Here is an 18,770-nt window from a genome sequence, read left to right as displayed (position 1 = left end):
TAATTATAGATCCTTTGATCCATACAACCTTATTCAGCCGAATAAATTGAGATTTCTTCCCCATACAATGTTACTCTCTGTATTTTGTCGTTCTTGTCCCGTTCGCCACAGGAGAGCGGTCTTTCCCACAAAAAAGAAGAGATAAAGAAATTAGAAACTACTTCGAGTGCCTGCGAGTAAGAATGAGAAACAAACAGATCAAACCGGCATAATTTTCGGTCTGATCCATCAATCTTAAATTCGGTTTCCAGGATTAAGGAAATTATTCTCTCTGAATTGGATACCATTTTATCGGAAGCTTTTTCTCCATAAGACTGACAGACCATGGATAAGTACAGTGCAGGAAGAAAAAACATAAAGATTCCAGTTCCGGGCACCGGAATGGATTAACTGCTTAATTATAGAGCCTAAAAAAGAAAATAAGAAATAAAACAGAAAACTAAAAAAGGAATTTTTGGATTTCAGGAGCTTTCAGAAATAATCGGGATCTGAAAGCAGTTCATAAGGGTTATAGATCTTCCTGCCTTCCATGGTCAGGTAGAGGCGGGTCCACAGGACAGTGGTCAGTGGCTGAAGTATGAGGATCGGGACGAAGTATGTTAGGCCTGAAACAAGAGTACTTTCCGAGCCAAGAAGCTCGCTGACAAGCCCATTGATGAAAGCCAGCCCGACTACAATTATCCAGATGAAGAAAACATCGAGTTTATTCTCATTGAAAAAATTGTAACCTTTTTTTATAGCGTCAAGAGGATCAAGTTCGTCGATTACGAGGGCGTAAGGGGTAAGGGAAAGTGAGATATTTATGACCAGGATGTAGATCACCCAGACAAGGATTCCCAGGACGAGTGTACCCATACCCTGCACAGTTGCTGTCGGGTTTTCGATCACTTCGCTCAGATCTCCGATTGTAAGGGCTCCAGGCACTACGAATACGATGCCTGCAAGAAGTACCAGGGTTACCAGCAGGTTTGCAAGGAAGAACCTGACAGCGTTTTTCGAGCCGAACCTGACCATGTCGGAGATTACGGTATCCCCGGTCTCGGAAGCTTTTTTTGCCATCCCGATTGCTCCTGCCGTGAAAAAGGCCTGCAGGAACATCCCAAGCAGGGAAAAACCAAGAATTAAGGCTATCGAGGCTGGAATGTTGGCCCGGAACCCGTCCACGAGCAGGGAGTAAAGTTCCTCGCTTGAAAGAGTTGTAAGGTCAATAACGTTCCCCGAAGCTGAGCTGAAGAACATGAAACCCAGTATAGCGAAGAAAAAAACATAAAGGAGTAAATTAGCAAAAAAATTCAGGACATATGGAATACAAATATTTAGATTTCTAACCCATGTCTTGAACCCTCTATTCAGTATTGTTCCAAAATCTTCATGCATGTGACACAACCTTCCGAATAAAAAGGCAGTGGCTCTGCATCCCTACAACAGCCATGTCCTGACTGGCTGCAAAAACAGGGTTCGTTTGCAGGCTCACATATACCATTTTTCGGATACATATGCAGAAGGTAAATATATAATCTCTCATAATCTTTCATCTCCGTATGTAAATACGAAGACCCTCAAAAAGAAAATTAACAGTTGACGCAAAGGTGACCCCATGAAAAAACTGGAAACCTACAAATCCCCCACATCCCCGGACAATTCTACTGGTCCCAAAAATCCCACCTCCCCCGAAAAACCAGAAACATACAACACCCCTAAAGAAATCCTCGTCCTGGGCCACTGCCTGCTCAACCCCCTCGCAAGACTCAAAGGCGCAAAACCCGCAACTGCGATCGACCCCAAAGGCGCAAACATAATCCAGCTCCCCTGCCCCGAATCCATGTACCTTGGAATGAGGCGCCGGGAAATCACGAAAGACCAGCTCGACCACCCCGCCTACAGGAGCTTCTGCCGCAAAATTTTCACCCCCCTTGCCGACATGCTTGAAGACCTCGCAGCCAACGGCATAAAGCTCAGGATTATCGGCGTCCCCAAAAGCCCCTCCTGCGGCGTATACATAACAAGCGTAGGCGGCGAACCCGGAAAATCAAAAGAGTTCCACCACAGCCATGCCCCGGGACCGGGCGTTTTCATGGAAGAGATTATAAAAGAGCTTGAAGGGCGCAGGGTTGAGTTTGAGATAGAGGATGCGGGAAAGTAAGAACAAAGAACTCCGTTTCAAACGCAAGAATATTTTTTCCAAGGGAGAAATAGTAGATACTTTACCTCTAAAACTTACTTTTATAATTGTCTCTTTCTCCAATTTACAAGCATTCTGACGATCTCGTTGATATTTACACCTACCCCACAAATGGAAGGCTCTAATGAAAAAATTTTGTTTGCCGTTTCGAATAGATTATCTTCAGTAGCAGATTCTCTTTCAATTTTTTGAATAGCTTTTAGTATCTTCTCCCCATTATTCAAATTCGCTCCCGTTATTTGCAGTATTAGTTCAAGTAGCGCTCTTTCGCTACTCCAATTAATTATCGTTCCAAGAAGCTTGCTAACAGAGTAATAATCATCTGATCCTTCAGGTATGAACTTCTCAATCCCCTCCTGCTCCAGCTTTACTAAATGCCTATAACGAACAGTCACTTCAGGATTATCAGGAAGCGGGATTTTTTCTATGGCTTTTAACTTCTCAAAGCTATTGTTGATTTCCCGAAAATGTTGAAGGATAATGGCAAAATAATCCCTTTTTTGCCCTCCATTAACATAAATACTAATTCTCCTTGCTTCACTGTCAGCTCTGATTACAGCATCAGAATTAAAGTTATCATTATCCAGAACCACACCGGTTCGCCATCGAAGATCATCTTTTATGTCTTTGTGCATCTTTACGATGAAACGTGGCATTACCGAAGGAGGAAGAAAATCATAATCTATTACAAACTTCAGAGCCTCTTCGTAATCAAATTCAAAATTAGGTTCCTGAATTTCCAGAGAAGCAGGAAGGAGAACAGTGCTATTATCAAGGTCATAAGAAAGTTCAAATTTTTTCATCAAACTGACAAAAAAACCGTATTGGTAAGGAGGATAATAATAATCGGTTTCAGTTTTTTGCTTTAAGATCACAGGAAGCATAACATCAGGTATTAGAACTCCCCTGGATTCAGCAATTTCCTTTGAGTTAACAATTTTATATACAGCATTAGTTACCCATTGAGGTTCTAGAACATAAGTATTCAAGAGAGGTATGTCTCTAAAATGAAGTATTATACCCAAATCATGAAGGAAATCAACAAGAGTATTCTGTTCGGACTCGTTTTTTATTCCTTCTTCATCACAGATTGTTTTATACTCATTATATTCGATAAAATTACAGTGCTCACAACTGTCACTCACCTCAATCGAAGGACAAGTTGGACATATTTTCTCAACCCTGCTCTTTACATTGAACCAGCTTTTCGGCCACTTAATTTCAAGATGTTTAACTGCCTTCAATTCCTCTACCAAAATATTCAAGAAATCCTTTGTTCCTTCCCCAGATTTACAGGAAAGCCTGTAAAAGCCCCTAATTGAACGATACTTCTCTCGCAGGAACTTCCTGTTCAATTCAAAAGCTGGATTTTCATCAATCTTATTAATCACAACCAGAACTGGAGAATCTCCACCGAAGTTTTCTATGAGTTTGAGCCAGTACTCAGGCTTTTCGTCCTTCCTTCCGTCTAAAACCAGAATATAAAGACTTCTTTTGGACAAAAAGAATTGATGTGTGGCATGCATGATCTCCTGCCCTCCAAAGTCCCAGAAATTAGCTTTTATTTCCCAATCCCCGTTTTTTACCGTCCATTTCCTGATGTTAATACCTTGAGTTTGTGGCTCATTTCCATCAACTTCTTCCCCGAAAACACGTTTTACAAGAGAAGTTTTACCTGCACTTCCTTCTCCAACCAGCAAAACTTTAACTTCATTTAATGGTTCTTTCCCGTCTTCAAGAGACCTGAAATAGTTGATAACTGCTTCCCTACCATTTCGAATAATTTCTACTGGAGGATTTTCGAAAGGATTTCCTTGCAAAAATATTCCTTTCTTTTTGATAAGTCTTGATTTTATTTGGAACTGTTTAGGTATATATCTTGGTTCTTCTACCCACTTTATATTCGATTCTAATTCTAAGATTTCGGGAGGAAGCGAAATAAGTTGATTTCTGGAGATGTCAAGCCCAATAAGATTTTTCAACTCTGAGATTTCAGGAGGAAGCGAACTCAATTTATTCCTAGAGATATTAAGCCAAATAAGATTTTTCAACTTTACTATTTCTGGAGGAAGCGAACCCAATTTATTTCTGGAGATATCAAGCCAAATAAGATTTTTCAACTCTGAGATTTCAGGAGGAAGCGAATTCAATTGATTACCTGAAACATCGAGTTGAGTCAAGTTTTTCAACTCTGAGATTTCAGGAGGAAGCGAACTCAATTGATTACCTGAAACATCGAGTTGAGTCAAGTTTTTTAACTCGGATATTTCAGGAGGAAGAGAACCTAATCTATTTCTGGAGATGTCAAGCCCAATAAGATTTTTCAACTTTGATATTTCAGGAGGAAACGAACTCAATTTATTTTTATGAAGGTTAAGTGTTGTAAGATTTTTTAACTCGGATATTTCAGGAGGAAGCGAACTCAATTGATTGCTAAATATGTCAAGTTGAGTCAAGTTTTTTAACTCGGATATTTCAGGAGAAAGCAAACTCAATTGATTATTATGGAGGTTAAGTATCGTAAGATTTTTTAACTCTGATATTTCAGGAGGAAGCGAAGTCATTTGATTACCAGAGAGGTCAAGTTGAGTCAAGTTTTTCAACTCTGATATTTCAGGCGGCAGAGATGTAATTTCTTTGAATGAAAGATCCAATATTATTGCTTTACTTTTTTGAGCTTCTCTAATTAGATAATTAATTTCGTTTGATTCCATCTATAACCCCTACCTCACTGTCTCACCAGTTTACTATTACCACCAATGAAGAATTCAATTTAGTATTGCAGTGGCTATCAAGAACTAGCCCCTACATAAAGAAATAATTTAAACTAAAAAATAGAGAGGGTTGTCAACTAAATATTTTTCTATTTTATTGTATGAAAAGAGCAAAAGCTGTGAAGAGCTAAAGATACTTTATAGAGAAAAAAGATCAAAACAAGTTAGTTGAAAGTATTATTGAAGTTTTTTTCCACCACAGACCCGATCATACTCTCAAGATCTTCAACCGTATTGATGTTCGCAAAAGTCCTCAACTCAGGATCAATTTCCCGAATTTCCGAAATCTCAACAAAAACAACATCCTTCATCTCAAAAACCGGTGTAAGCACCGAATGTCTTCCCCCCTCAAAAACCTTCTCGATTTCCAGCAGCATTTTTCTCGAATAGACTGCATGCAGAGGCTCATACATTCTGTCCTTCTCCCACCTAGGAAGAGCAGCATCATGCCCGTCTGCCTTTTCAAACAGCAGGTCAACAACTTCGGGATTTACAAATGGCATATCCCCGGCGCAGACAAAAGAGTACTCCGACCTTGATTCGAGCAGCCCTGCCCGGATGCCTTCAAGGGGCCCGGCATCTTCTCTGGAATCAAAACAGAAACGTATTTCCCGGTCAGGGAATTTTTCGAGCACCGGGAGGAGTTTTTCTTTCTGGGGGATGTCGCGGACCGAGAGAATTACCTCGTCTACGACCCGGAAAAGGTTTTCAAGCAGGCGTCCGAGGATGGTTTTTCCTTCAAATTTGAGGAGGGCTTTTTCGACCATACCCATCCGGCGGCCCCTGCCTCCTGCCAGCATGATTGCGCTTCTGGCTTTTGTTTTTCCCGTTTTAAGTTCCGTTTTTCCACTCATTAAATCCCGTCCAGCTTTTTGCTGCTCTCAACCTTTTTATTCAGGCGTGTTCCCTGTCGTGGACCCAGAACTCTTCTTTTTCCGTGATTTCCTTTTTCCAGATGGGAGCTTCGGCTTTTATCCGCTCGATGGCTTCGCTGAGGGCGGGGAAGAGTTCGGTCCTGTGGGCAGAGGCGATCACGATGTAGACTATGTCTTCACCGGCTTTGATAACGCCGGTTTTATGGTGGAGGAAGACTTCGAGGATGCCTTCTTTTTGCTTAATATCTTCCCGGATTTTGTCCAGCACCTTTGAGGCTTCGGGTTCGTATTTTTCGAACTCGAGCCTGGCTGTCTTTTCCTCTCCTGCCAGCTCGCGGACGATGCCGGTAAAAGTGCCGATTGCCCCTGCTTTCCTGATAACCGGGTTTTTCCGGGCTTTCTTTATAAGGGCTTCGAGGGTGTAGCGGTCAGGCTGGGCAAGGGTCATGCCTACAAGGGAAGCTGTGAGCTCTTCGTGAGGATCAATATCAGCAGGTACTCTGAAAACGATATTTGGAACTCCCTCGAGGTCTCCAATCACGATTTTAGGGAGATTGCTGTCCTTAAATCCTTCTACTACAGCAAAATCAAGCCCCCGGTCGCAGAGCATATCGAGGGCGTTTTCAAGGCTGGTATCTCTGGCAAAGCTGACAAGTTCGGAGCCCGTGATCCCTACTACCATGTCCGCTCCCGCATCAAAATGCCTGCCTGTATCCGTTTCCCCGGGGTTGAGACGCTGTTCTCCCATGTGTTTTACAGTACCGACTGTCCCGAAGCCGGAAAGCTGCCGGACAAGAGCTGAAACAAGGGCTGTCTTTCCCGATTTTTTATACCCTACAACAGAAATGACCTTCATCAAAGAGCCTTATGGACTTCCCGGTATAAGTAAGAGCCGGCACCTTTCTTTTCTTTAGTTTCTTTTTTTGCAGGCTTCAGGGCACTATAGACTAAACTAAAAGAAAAAGTATGAAAATTAAACCAAATACACATAAAAAAAGACCAATTTGATAATTTTTGTAAAGGTTCAAATATTGAAACTTTGATAATATATAGTGTCTGTTTGTTCGGTGAAGTCAGAGAGATTCAGATAGAGACCAGGAATTCAAAGTAAATCAAAGGAACTCAGAGAATTCAGAGGAGTTCCGAGAAAAATCAGATAAAATGGGGGTAAGTATGGAAGTAAGCAAAGTAAGGATTCATGACCTCCCCGAGGAAGAGCGTCCCAGGGAAAGGCTTATTCGAAACGGGCCGGAATCACTTTCAAACGCAGAGCTGCTGGGAATAATCCTGAGGACTGGATCAAGGGAAGAAAATGTAATCAGCCTCTGCAGCCGGATACTCAAGGAATACAATATCAAGCAGCTCAGCCTTGCAAACGTTTCGAGGCTTACGCAGGTTCATGGGGTCGGAAAAGCAAAGGCTGCCCAGATAGCTGCGGTTTTTGAACTTGCAAGGCGGCTTGAGATTTTTGTTGAAGAACCGAAACGGAAAATCTGTTCCCCAAAGGATGTCTATTCCCTTATGTATCCCAGAATGCGGGAACAAAAAAAAGAAAAATTTATAACACTCTATCTTGATACAAAAAACCAGATTCTTAAAGAAGAAGTGGTATCCATAGGCAGCCTGAACGCCAGCATCGTGCACCCGCGTGAGGTATTTAAGTCGGCTCTTCTGGAATCCTCGGCTTCGGTGATCATGGTTCACAACCACCCCTCAGGAGACCCGAGCCCGAGCAGGGAAGACATTATGGTTACCGAAAAACTTGTTGAGGGAGGAAAGCTCCTCGGAATCGACATCCTTGACCACATAATCATAGGAGATGGCAGGTACGTGAGCCTTAAAGATGAAGGGTTTGTAAGGTAAAAAGTTTGATTTTGCAGGACCCGCAAAAAACCAAACTTTCAAGAAATAAACTCTCAAGAAATAAACTTTCAAGAGATAAACTTTCAAGAGATAAACTCTCAAAGTACCGAAAATCTCCAATATAACTCATTTTTAGCAAAAATCCATAAAAATCACTTATTATTCTTGAATAGGCGGAGTTTAGAAATCTCCCCTACTTTAACGACAGAATTGGGCAAATAAGCGTATAAATTTCACATCTTTGCGCATTACGGAAAAAAGGAAAAACGGAAAAAAGAAATTCAGAGTTGAAGCTTATGAAAGTTATCGGCATTAACGGAAGCCCTCGAAAAAACGGGAATACCGCAATCCTGATTCAAATTGTGTTTGATGAACTGGAGAAAGAGGGCATTGAAACCGAACTCATTCAACTATCAGACAAAAACATAACGGGCTGCAAAGCTTGCCGGGCCTGCCATAAAAACAAAAATAAGCAATGTGTCAATAAGGATGACTTTTTTAATGAATGCCTGGAGAAAATGGCGGCTTCGGACGGGATTATTCTTGGATCTCCCGTTTATTCCGCTGGTGTGACTTCCCAGATGAAAGCCCTGATTGACCGGGCAAGTATGGTGCTGGCAGGAAACAGGGGGCTTTTAAAACATAAAGTAGGAGCCTCGGTTGTCGCTGCCCGCCGTGGAGGAGCCATCAGTGCTTTTGATACCCTGAACAACTTCCTTTACAGTAAGGAAATGTTTCTTGTTGGCTCAAGTTACTGGAACATGGTTTACGGAAATGCCATAGGAGAAGTCGAACAGGATCAGGAAGGCATTGAGAATATGAAAAAACTCGGGCAAAATATGGCCTGGCTCCTGAAAAAAATTCATTGTAATTGAGATGAAATTCGTTGCATTCGGGTAAAAACAGTTAGATACTTGTATTGTTAGGTGCTTATACTCGCCCCCGATTTACCTGACAAACCAATACATCCGGCAGATATATCCGGCAAACCAATACATTTTACAAACCAATAACTTATACTCCTACTATATAACTTGCTAAACCTACGATACCTATATGTATATCTATAGGAAATGGGCTTTTCGATCAAACAAATTATCCTCCCACTTTCCATCCCCCTAAAAAGGAGGTCTTCGGCATTACAAAACATATAAACGCCTGTGCACTGGATAACAGACAGACTGAGGAAATTACTCTAAACGACCCCTATACCGTGCCTTACCGGGGCATCTATGCGGTCTGTGACGCGAAAAACGAATATGCGGAGATTATTGAGCACTCCAACTGCTACAGCGGGGCGGCCTGGTCCCTTCATCATTATGCAAAAGCTCCTCTTATCCTGAAAGCCCGTTCAACGGGAAATATGATCCGCTATTATATGAAAACAGGGGCCTCAAAACTCGAACTCAAACCCTCGGTAGCAGCCGCAGGCATAGAATCCGTGATCGTGCAGGGGGACGAAGTTGAGATCACCTATGCAGGGCTGGGAGGCGGAGGAGTCGGTGCAACCCGCTGCAGAGCACTTGCAGACGGAGTTTTACGCTACAGGATTTCCGAATCCGGGGGAGAACGCTGTGCTAAGGGGACGGTTGTGGTTCCCCGCAGGGACCGCGTTCTTATAGGCATAGATGACACCGATTCAAAGGATGTCGGAGCTACCTGGACCCTGACCCACAATATTGCAAAAGAATTGGACTGCCAGGAAGCAGTCTACCTCTCCCATGCCCTTGTCCAGCTCTTCCCTGTTCCGGAAAAGACCCAGAACTGCATGTCAACGGTCCTGGAATTCGGCTGTGTAGACGAAAAAGCAAAGGAAAAGCTCGTAAGCTCTTTTAAAAGAGCCCTTCAAAAATACAGTGCATCCGGGGAAACAGGACTCGTTGTCTTATCTGATTTTTATGCAAAAGGGCTTTACACCTACAGTAACCGCTGCCGGACCGAAAGGGTCTCAAAAGAGTACACCCTGCGCTGTGCCAGAGAAAACAATGTGGAAGTCCTGCTCAACGGAAACGGGGTAATAGGTGCTCTTGCCTCTCTGCCCTGGTTCGGAAAACCCGAAGAGTCAATTATTCCCGGAACAGCGATACAGCCGGATGCTTATGGAAAAAACTAATTAAACATACCTTAAACCAATTATAAGGCATTAAAACTAATTACAAGGCACTAAAATCAATTATAATGGTATCGGAATTTACCTGAAAGAATGGTATGGAAACTGCCGAAACTCCTGTAATTCCCGGAAGGGGGGTCAATTTGAACGCAGAAGAAAAAGAAGCAGTATCATGTAACGGGTTTGAAGCCCTCTATCTTGCAGCCCTTGACAGCGACGTCACTCTTATAACAGGAGTCCCCGGATATCCTGTCACTTCCCTGATGGAACTTTTTTTGAAAACAGATAACATCTCGACTGAAATGGATAAGATCCCAACTAAAGCAAATAATGCCTCAACCGCCTCACACGGTCCAACCTATAAAGCCAGATGGCTTACAAACGAGAAAGTTGCACTTGAAATCGCACTTGGCGCGTCGGTTTCAGGCAGACGGTCACTTGTGATTGTAAAACACGTTGGGATGAACCTTCTCTCCGACCCCCTTATAACCTCGGTTACACATACGACAGGTGCAGGGCTGGTAATTATTGCTGGAGACGATCCCGGCGTAAAAGGCTCTCAGAATGAGCAGGACTCCCGCTGGTACGGCCGAATAGCGGAAGTTGCAGTATTTGACCCGGTTGACCCCGATGCTGCGTATCGAACCCTTCGGAGGGCTTACGAACTTTCGGAAGAAATCCGAGCCCCGGTAATTCTAAGGGTAACCGCAGGTCTTGAGAAAACTGAAGGAAAAATCCTGCGCCTTCCCCCGGCTTCAGCTCCCCACCCCATTTTTGACCGTTCAATCTGGGAATTCCGGATGGTAGAAAAACACCAGCATTTTCATTCCAAAGTCTACCCGGTGCTTGAAGCAGAAGCCGAAAATACTGACCTGAATGAGGTTAGAGAAGGAACGGAAAATAGGCAAAAGGCTGAAAAGATTGGTATTATCTCCTCTGGCTTTGCGACTTCAATCATAGAAGACACGTTGAAAAAATCTGGTGGTTACCCCGGAGTATCTCAGCTTGTGCTAAACCTTGTAAATCCCCTCCCCCTGCAGAAAATAGGGGTTTTCCTTAAAAATAACCGGAGAGTACTGGTAGTTGAAGAGTCCGAACCCTTTATAGAAGAACAGATCCGGATTGCAGGCAATGTCTGCGGCAAAAAAACAGGGCACCTCCCTTACGGGCAAATAACGCCAGAAGATATCTCTTTTGCCCTTGAGCACATTGAAGAAGAAACACCTTCAATTCCTGTGGATTCTATTCGGACAGGTGCCAGGAAAAAAGACCGGGCTTCCATCTGTGATGACTGTCCCTATCTTCCTCTTTACCATTTTCTCCGCATACCCGATGTGCAAATTGCCGGAGACATGGGCTGTTCGGTCCGGAGCGCTCCCGAACCCCTTGCTGCAGTTGATGTAAGCTTTGCCCTGGGTTCGGCAATCTCGGTTGCCTGCGGCTTTGAGAAAAAAGGCATAGCCGTAATAGGAGACTTTGCCCTCGCGCATTCCGGCATCCTCGGACTCTTAAACGCTGCAAGCGAAGGTGATGAAGTGCTTGTACTCGTGCTCCAGAACGAAGTCGCAGCCATGACAGGCGGGCAGAAAGTCCCTGACCTGCAAAAAGTAGTCGAAGCAATAGTGCCTGATGTGTCTTTTTTTGATCTGGATTCAGAGGAAAAAAAGACGACCTCCGGCTCAGGACTTTCGGATCTTATTCTGGAAAAACTCGCTCTTCCGGGAATTTCAGTTATTTTTATAAAAGGCCGGTGCAGAAAATATTATTGAGACTTTTGGCTTTGGCATGAAAGTATTTTTAATTACTTTCATAATTTGTGCCCTTAATTCAAAAAAGTCATGTGAATTTTTTCGTTTCTTCTTTTTCGTTTCTTCTTTCATTTTTAGTAAAGATCGCTCGCCCAAGTAAAGAAACTGACAATTGTTAAAGTCATCCTGAGCACAGCTCACTTCTTCCCATAAATAGTCATCTTGAGCGAAGCTCACTACTGTAATTATACCTCAAATAGTATGCTTTAACCAACCAATACTTTGTTAAATTTTAACTGAAGTATAGTCGATTATTTTCAATACCTGACAGAAAATAGTTAACTTTATTCTCTTGAAATTTCTCAACTTTTTTATCACTGAACCAAAAAATATTCACTCTTATTTTCTTGGGCTGGTCTTTCCGAGAAGTTTCAAGAAATAGAGAATGTTATCATTTCCATCATCATTAGACTGTTTTTCTCTGGATATAACTTCAAATTGATTTGAAGTTTAATAAAGAATTAAATGCTTTGTGGAAAAATAAATAACTAAAGAGAAACAATTAATGATAGGGAATTAGGGCATATTTCAGTAACTTGAAAGAATAATTCGAAAATTCAAGATCCCAAAATGGGAAACTGATGGGGAGAAAATTTTTGAATAGAAAACTCCGAATTCTACTGCTAATAGGGGCTTTATTACTAATCACAGGAACAGTTCTGAATATTACAAGAGATCCACTTATCTTGAGTTCTGGAGCTGTGGCTGCACTATTTATGATCCTGCTTTTCAGAATTGACCCCCTGAGCCCTCAAGAATGACAGGGAAAGAAAGGGTTAATCTTTTTTGCATACTTATTTTTTGCATACTTATATACCTGATTTACGTCCTTACAACATACTTATTTACGTTCTTACATTCTACATACTTAATTAATGTTCAACTAATTTATTACTGGTTTTGCGAGGTATAGAGAATGGATCCGAAAATTAAATTTGCATCAGTCTACCTGATACTTCTGCTTTTTGTTTTTTTTGCTGGCTGCTCCGGAAATGAGACAGAACAGAACACACCAGGCTACACTGCAGATGTACTCAAAACCGAAGCCGTAACTTTTTCAGGGATGTTGGGGCAGGGGGCTTACCTGCCGGTAAATTACAGCCAGGAAGCCCTCGATGTCGAGTTAAAAGCGCCTTCTTATGAGTTGCCCCTGGAAACGGACAAAATCTCCAACTACGCAGCCTTTTCGGGAAAAATTCCTCTGAATGAATCGGCGCTTGAAATGCTGGAAAGGAACGGTTTTGTGGTAATAAAAAACCCTTATGACTCTTCGGAAGAGGACATAACTTCAATGTACGTGACCCTCAAGGATGAGGAAATTCCTGTTTTTATCACCACGGATTCCCTCCTGCACCTCTATCACATCCAGTTTGATGAGACCCTGCGCCAGATCGAGGAAAAGGAGTTTTACGATACTCTCTGGGAGACCGATCTTGCCCTGCTGAACAGTTCGATTGAAGAATATAACAGTGCATCAGGAGAAGAAAAGGAAGCTGCAAGAAGAAACGTAGCCTATTTTGCAGTTGCTTTGAGCCTGATACAGCCGAAGCCCGAACAGGTGCAGGTAGCAGATGAACCTTACGGCTTTGTTGATGAGGCCCTCTTCCCTGCAGGTTCGGTTGAAAAATACCAGTTTGAGATCCCTTCATTTGTAAAAGAAAATGCTGATGCCGAACTTGCCCTGATAGAAGCCCATGAAGGCTTTGCTCTCTCTCCGATTTTTCTCTATGAAGAAGACTATTCCCAGTACGTGCCAAGAGGCCACTATACCCGCTCCGAGAAACTGCAAAACTACTTCAGGGCCTTTATGTGGCACGGCAGAATGAGCATGCTCCTGAAGGACAGCCTGATACAGTCAGAAGACCCTGCTAAAGATGCCCGCATCCAGACCATCCAGGCAAGCCTGATTTCTTCCCAGCTCGAAAACTCGCCCGAGCTCCTTGAAAACTGGGACAGGATCTACGGGGTTACGGCTTTTTATGTGGGCTTTTCCGATGACCTTGGCCCTTACGAATACATGGAAGCCATGGACAGGGTCTTTGGCAACGAAGAAAGGGAGTTTAACGCGACATCAGTAGAGGAATTAAAGGCCGTCCTTGCCGAAAACCAGGGCCCGCAAATCTACGGAGGTACAGGAAACTGTGTCCTGCAGCCGCCCTTCACGCCAGAGCAGGCTGACGAATGCCTCGAAAACACCACAGGTTTCCGCTTTATGGGGCAGCGCTTTATCCCTGACTCCTACATGTTCTCAAACCTTGTCGGAGCCTATACAGGGGAATATACGGGAGACTATACGAAAGAAGCTGAAGTCCCGTTTACGCTGGTAATATCAGGAGCCGGAAGACCCATCCGCGGCTTCCCGCGCGGGCTCGATGCAATGGCTCTTCTGGGCTCGGAGAGAGCTGTTTACTGGCTCGACGAGCTGAACGATTCGAGCTACGAAAATTACAGTGTCCGATACGGAGAACTTGATACGGAATTTTCGAATTTCAGCACGGCCGACTGGAACAGGAACCTCTACTGGTCCTGGCTTTATTCCCTCCAGCCCCTCCTGAAAGACTATGGAGAAGGTTACCCGACTTTCATGCAGACCGATGCCTGGCAGGATAAGGAACTGAGCACCTCTCTGGCTTCGTGGACAGAACTCAGACACGACACTATCCTGTATACAAAGCAAAGTTATATAGTACTCGAGTCCGCAATGGACCTTCCGGAAGAAAAAACGGTAGTAGGTTATGTAGAGCCGGTCCCCGACTTTTACGCGAGACTGCTTGCCTTAACGAAGATGACAAATCAGGGCCTGGACGAAATGGATGTGCTTGACCCGAGATCAAAGGCAAGGCTTGCAAACCTTGAAAATATACTTTCCAGACTCCAGGAAATCTCGGAAAAGGAACTCGAAAACGAAGAACTGACAGAAGAAGATTACGAATTCATCAAGAATTTCGGGGACCAGCTTGAAAGCGTCATAGCCGATGTTGATGAGAAAGCCAGGAAAACCACTATCGTTGCTGATGTCCATACCGATGGGAATACTGGAGATGTACTCGAAGAAGGAACAGGATATGTGGATATGGTCGTGGTAGCATACAAGCTTCCGGACGACAGGATCCTTATCGGTGCAGGTCCGGTCTTCAGCTATTACGAGTTCAAACAACCCATGTCCGAGCGCCTGACCGACGAAAAATGGAGGGAAATGCTGGAGGAAGAACCGCCGGAAACCCCGGAATGGACTTCCGCCTACATTTCTTAATTTTTATTTTCAATACAGAATCGGAATTCTCTGATCTTTGGGCCCGACAAGAAAAAGGTCCGGAAACTGAGTAACTCTGATATTCGACTTCTTTTCAAAGTTTCGAGATAACTTCAAAATGATTCGCAGTCAAAGTCAAATATAAGTAAAATAGTGTTGTATCTCCTGTTGCATAATTTGTGCTTTTTTCCGGAAAATAATCAAGAAAATTTTTAGTCATTTGTCTGGTTTTGCTGGCAACTGCTCTAACAGGAAAAACATCCCTGAATACCAAACCAAAGTAGGCGAGATGAAATGATGAAGTGTCTGACCAGGACTGCTATTGCTTATTTAACATTTTTAATTCTTTTTGGCTCCATTTTCACAGCGGGGTGCCTGGAGCAAAGTTCCGGGTTAAGTGGGGAGAGTGGGACAGAAGAAAAAGAAGTAAACAATAATGGAAGCTCTTCGACAGGTTACTTAACATCAGAAGAAACAGACAATAATGGAAAATCCTCGACAGGTTATTTGAAAACCGAAGCAGTAAATCTTTCCGGGCTTGAGGCTGGAAACTCTTCTCTTGCAGTAAACTACAGACTTGACGCTCTTGATATAGAGCTGAAAGCTCCCCAGTACAACCTGCCCCTGAAGGAATCGGAAATTACGAACTACGGAGACTTTTCTGATAAGTTTTTGACAGATGAGGCAGCCCTTGAGAAGCTGAAAGAAAACGGCTTTGTGGTGATTTCCAACCCTTACAACCCAGAAGAAGAAGATATCACCGCCATGTATGACATACTTGGAAGGGAAGGGCAGCTGATTTTCATAAGTTCGGATACCCTTCTCCACCTCTACCACGTCCAGTTTGACGACAGCATGAGCCAGGTTGAGGAAAGTGAATTATTTGACCTTTTATGGGAGCTTGATGAAGCCCTGCTGAACAGCTCGATTGAAGAATATAACAGCGCATCAGGAGAAGAAAAGGAAGCCACAAGAAGAAATACAGCCTACTTTGCGGTTGCATTGAGCCTGCTCCGACCAGATGAAAATCAGATAAAATATCAGTTTGAGGTTCCTGCTTTTGTAAGAGAAGATGTTGATGCCGAACTTGCCCTGATAGAAGCCCATGAAGGCTTTGCTCTGTCTCCGATTTTTTTCTATAAAGAAGACTATTCCCAGTACGTGCCGAGAGGGCATTATACCCATTCCGAAAAGCTGCAAAACTACTTCAGGGCCTTTATGTGGCATGGCAGGATGAGCATGCTCCTCAAAGGAAAATTGATCCAGGCCGAAGACCCGGAAAAGGAAGCCCGCATCCAGACCATCCAGGCAAGCCTGATCAGCTCCCGGCTCAAAGACAATCCGGACCTTCTTCAGAAATGGGACAGGCTCTACGCTATCACTGCCTTTTATGTCGGTGTTTCTGATGATCTCGGTCCTTATGAATATATGGAAGCAATGGATACGGTGTTCGGAAACGAATCAAGGGATTTTAACACAACAACGATCAGAGAGCTGAAAGTGGAGCTTGCAGGATATCGGAGCCCGGAGATCTACGGAGGCACAGGAAGCGGAACCCACGAACTCATTCTAACGGCTGAACAGGCCGATGAACTCCTTGAGGATACGAAAGGTTTCAGGTTTATGGGGCAACGCTTTATCCCGGACTCTTATATGTTCTCAAGGCTCACCGGCCCTTACACTAACGAATATACAGGAAATCAGGAAGGTTTGCCTTTTACCTATATATCTTCCTCCTACGGAAACAACCGGGGATTTCCGCGTGGACTTGATACGATGGCTCTCCTGGGTTCGGAAAGGGCTGTTTACTGGCTTGACGAGCTGAACGATTCAAGCTACGAAAATTACAGTCTCAGATACGGGGAACTGGACTCGGAGTTTTCGAACTTCAGTACAGCCGACTGGAACAGGAACCTCTACTGGTCCTGGCTTTATTCTCTCCAGCCCCTCCTGAAAGACTACGGCTCAGGCTACCCGACCTTCATGCAGACCGATGCCTGGCAGGACAAGGAACTAACCACCTCTCTGGCATCCTGGACCGAGCTCAGGCATGATACGATTCTCTATTCAAAACAGAACTATGTAATAGCGACAGAGCTTCCTATATTTGGAAATCGAACCGTAGGATATGTTGAGCCTGTGCCCGCATTTTATAACAGGCTGCTGGCCCTTACCCGGATGACCGGAGACGGGCTTGGAGAACTGGATGCGCTTGATGAAGATAGTAAACGAAGGTTTGAGAGCCTTGAAAGCATTCTGGAAAGGCTTATCGATATTTCCGAAAAGGAGCTTGAAAATGAGGAGCTGACAGAAGAAGACAAATTTTACATCTTTGAATTTGGTGAACGGCTTGAAATGCTCGGGGGTGTTGACGAAGAAACCAGAAAAACTACCCTTGTTGCAGATGTCCACACCGAGCCCAATTCCGAACTCGTGCTTGAGGAAGGAACAGGATATGTGGATATGATAATCGTAGCTTACAAGCTTCCTGACGGCAGGGTCTTCCTGGCTGCTGGGCCGGTTATGAGCCATTACGAGTTCAAACAGCCAATGTCCGAGCGCCTGACCGACGAAAAATGGAGAGAAATGCTGGAGGAAGAGCCGCCGGAAAAGCCGGAGTGGACTTCAACATACGGGGCTTAAAGCCCCAAAACTTTTTTGATTTTTTGTTCTTGAAGTCAGGAAGATCGACCAGGATCGAAAAACTGATGAGTTGCCGGAGAGCAGAAGCAAGGACGAATTTTAAGCAGGAACGGACATTCCCGAATTCGTTTTGCAGTCCGAAATTTCCCGGAGCCATATATGGAAAGCTATTAATTGCATAAGTATGAGTAATAACATGTGGGCTAGATGATTACGGAAGCCCTGACAAAACCATGAGGTAATAAGAATGTGCAGCGTCGGAGACCCGTTTGATTTCAATATGGAAGGAAAACTGCCGGTTAAAGAGTATGTATGCAAGGACTGTGGGAATAAATTCAAAGGTATCGGGAAAAATGTAAAGTGCCCTGCCTGTCAGTCTTCAAATGTATCAGAAACCTGATGTAGCAGAATTCTGATGTAGCAGAAACCGATCAACTGCTGAAAGAATAGGATTTTTAGATACTTATCTGTAGCATGAATAAATCGAATACTACCAACGAAATATCACTGATGGAAAGTGAAATGCTTTTCCTGCGCGGCACTGCAGGAATAGTGGCTATTGTGAAAGCAGGGCCGTATGGGCAGTACTTTCTGGAAACTGAAAATGAAGAGATCGTACTCGGACTCGAACCTCACGACCTTATTGTTGCTTCTGCGTTTTCGGTTGATGAAAAAACGGAGAAAGGGCTTAAATGCGTTCTCTTCATGATTCGGGAAATCAGGTCCCCATTAATAGTCCTTCCAAAGGACCATCCTGCCTCAGCAAGGCTTCCAATCGTAGTGTCGGCCGGTAAGAAAACCGTGCTGAACTGCAACATCACACCAGGCACTCACCCGAATCAGGACGTGCTCTGCGGTTCAAATGAATTTGATAGAGTGGAGTTAACAGGAACTCCGGATGGCGTACAAATCAAAAATCTGCCACCTTGCGCGGTATTAAAGGTTAACTTTGATATCTGACCGGCACATCTCTTTAATTCTATTATCCCTGATTTTATTATTTCTGATTTTATTATTTCTGATTTTATTATTTCTGATTTTATTATTTCTGATTTTATTATTTCTGATTTTATTATTTCTGATTTTATTATTTCTGATTCTATTATTTCTGAATAAAAGTGACTGCATAATAACTGAATAACTTCTAATAATAAGTTGTCCCTGCTAATCGCTCATATACCCTAAATTTGACAAATTTCGAGAACTAAAACAGTGCAAAGTTACAAAAAACGCCTTTCTGAGATGCACTCTCATTTGAAGAA

At 43.5% G+C, this 18,770-nt stretch carries 14 protein-coding genes; 9 read left to right on the top strand and 5 right to left on the bottom strand.

What is annotated here, in order from left to right; translation table 11 throughout:
- Positions 1-471 precede the first annotated feature (471 nt).
- Entirely contained in the window at positions 472-1,239 is a 768-nt protein-coding gene (locus tag MSSIT_RS09685) for a DUF7847 domain-containing protein (RefSeq protein WP_231590496.1), read from the bottom strand.
- Between the two features lie 130 nt (positions 1,240-1,369).
- Positions 1,370-1,525, bottom strand: coding sequence for a hypothetical protein (locus MSSIT_RS23145; RefSeq protein WP_156158833.1), 156 nt, complete (start codon positions 1,523-1,525; stop codon positions 1,370-1,372).
- A gap of 72 nt (positions 1,526-1,597) precedes the next feature.
- On the opposite strand from MSSIT_RS23145, the gene MSSIT_RS09680 reads away from it, so the two are divergent.
- Positions 1,598-2,143: a DUF523 domain-containing protein gene (locus MSSIT_RS09680; protein ID WP_048171991.1), complete on the top strand. Its 546-nt coding sequence runs from the start codon at positions 1,598-1,600 to the stop codon at positions 2,141-2,143.
- Positions 2,144-2,223: 80 nt separating this feature from the next.
- On the opposite strand, the gene MSSIT_RS09675 is transcribed toward MSSIT_RS09680, so the two are convergent.
- The 3 genes from MSSIT_RS09675 to MSSIT_RS09665 all read right to left on the bottom strand — a co-directional run bounded on the left by MSSIT_RS09675 (position 2,224) and on the right by MSSIT_RS09665 (position 6,687).
- On the bottom strand, positions 2,224-4,896 hold the full coding sequence (locus tag MSSIT_RS09675) for a COR domain-containing protein (protein WP_052721594.1): 2,673 nt from the start codon (positions 4,894-4,896) through the stop codon (positions 2,224-2,226).
- Between the two features lie 224 nt (positions 4,897-5,120).
- On the bottom strand, positions 5,121-5,810 hold the full coding sequence (locus tag MSSIT_RS09670) for a molybdenum cofactor guanylyltransferase (protein ID WP_048171989.1): 690 nt from the start codon (positions 5,808-5,810) through the stop codon (positions 5,121-5,123).
- A gap of 40 nt (positions 5,811-5,850) precedes the next feature.
- Positions 5,851-6,687 (bottom strand): molybdopterin synthase, encoded by an 837-nt coding sequence (locus tag MSSIT_RS09665; protein ID WP_048171986.1) that lies wholly within the window; start codon positions 6,685-6,687, stop codon positions 5,851-5,853.
- 317 nt (positions 6,688-7,004) lie between these two features.
- Here MSSIT_RS09665 and radC point away from each other — a divergent pair, with 317 nt between their 5' ends.
- The 8 genes from radC (at position 7,005) to MSSIT_RS09620 (ending at position 18,468) form a co-directional block, all read left to right on the top strand.
- On the top strand, positions 7,005-7,694 hold the full coding sequence (gene radC / locus MSSIT_RS09660) for a RadC family protein (RefSeq protein ID WP_048171984.1): 690 nt from the start codon (positions 7,005-7,007) through the stop codon (positions 7,692-7,694).
- 296 nt (positions 7,695-7,990) lie between these two features.
- Positions 7,991-8,569 (top strand): flavodoxin family protein, encoded by a 579-nt coding sequence (locus MSSIT_RS09655; protein ID WP_048171983.1) that lies wholly within the window; start codon positions 7,991-7,993, stop codon positions 8,567-8,569.
- 338 nt (positions 8,570-8,907) lie between these two features.
- Positions 8,908-9,807 (top strand): methanogenesis marker protein 11, encoded by a 900-nt coding sequence (mmp11, locus tag MSSIT_RS09650; protein ID WP_048171981.1) that lies wholly within the window; start codon positions 8,908-8,910, stop codon positions 9,805-9,807.
- 95 nt (positions 9,808-9,902) lie between these two features.
- A complete protein-coding gene (locus tag MSSIT_RS09645) occupies positions 9,903-11,573 on the top strand; it encodes a thiamine pyrophosphate-dependent enzyme (RefSeq protein WP_082088943.1) in 1,671 nt (556 codons plus the stop codon).
- Between the two features lie 955 nt (positions 11,574-12,528).
- Entirely contained in the window at positions 12,529-14,865 is a 2,337-nt protein-coding gene (locus MSSIT_RS09630; RefSeq protein ID WP_048171975.1) for a DUF3160 domain-containing protein, read from the top strand.
- Between the two features lie 297 nt (positions 14,866-15,162).
- Entirely contained in the window at positions 15,163-17,508 is a 2,346-nt protein-coding gene (locus MSSIT_RS09625; RefSeq protein WP_048174657.1) for a DUF3160 domain-containing protein, read from the top strand.
- Between the two features lie 247 nt (positions 17,509-17,755).
- The gene (locus tag MSSIT_RS24085) at positions 17,756-17,908 is read left to right on the top strand and encodes an FmdB family zinc ribbon protein (RefSeq protein ID WP_148705289.1); all 153 of its coding nucleotides are present in this window, start codon (positions 17,756-17,758) and stop codon (positions 17,906-17,908) included.
- 74 nt (positions 17,909-17,982) lie between these two features.
- Positions 17,983-18,468 (top strand): hypothetical protein, encoded by a 486-nt coding sequence (locus tag MSSIT_RS09620; RefSeq protein WP_048171973.1) that lies wholly within the window; start codon positions 17,983-17,985, stop codon positions 18,466-18,468.
- Positions 18,469-18,770: the final 302 nt, after the last annotated feature.

This window comes from Methanosarcina siciliae T4/M (assembly GCF_000970085.1).
Classification (GTDB): domain Archaea; phylum Halobacteriota; class Methanosarcinia; order Methanosarcinales; family Methanosarcinaceae; genus Methanosarcina; species Methanosarcina siciliae.
Note: the sequence above shows the minus strand (reverse complement) of the source record. Positions and strands in the feature narration are given on the sequence as shown.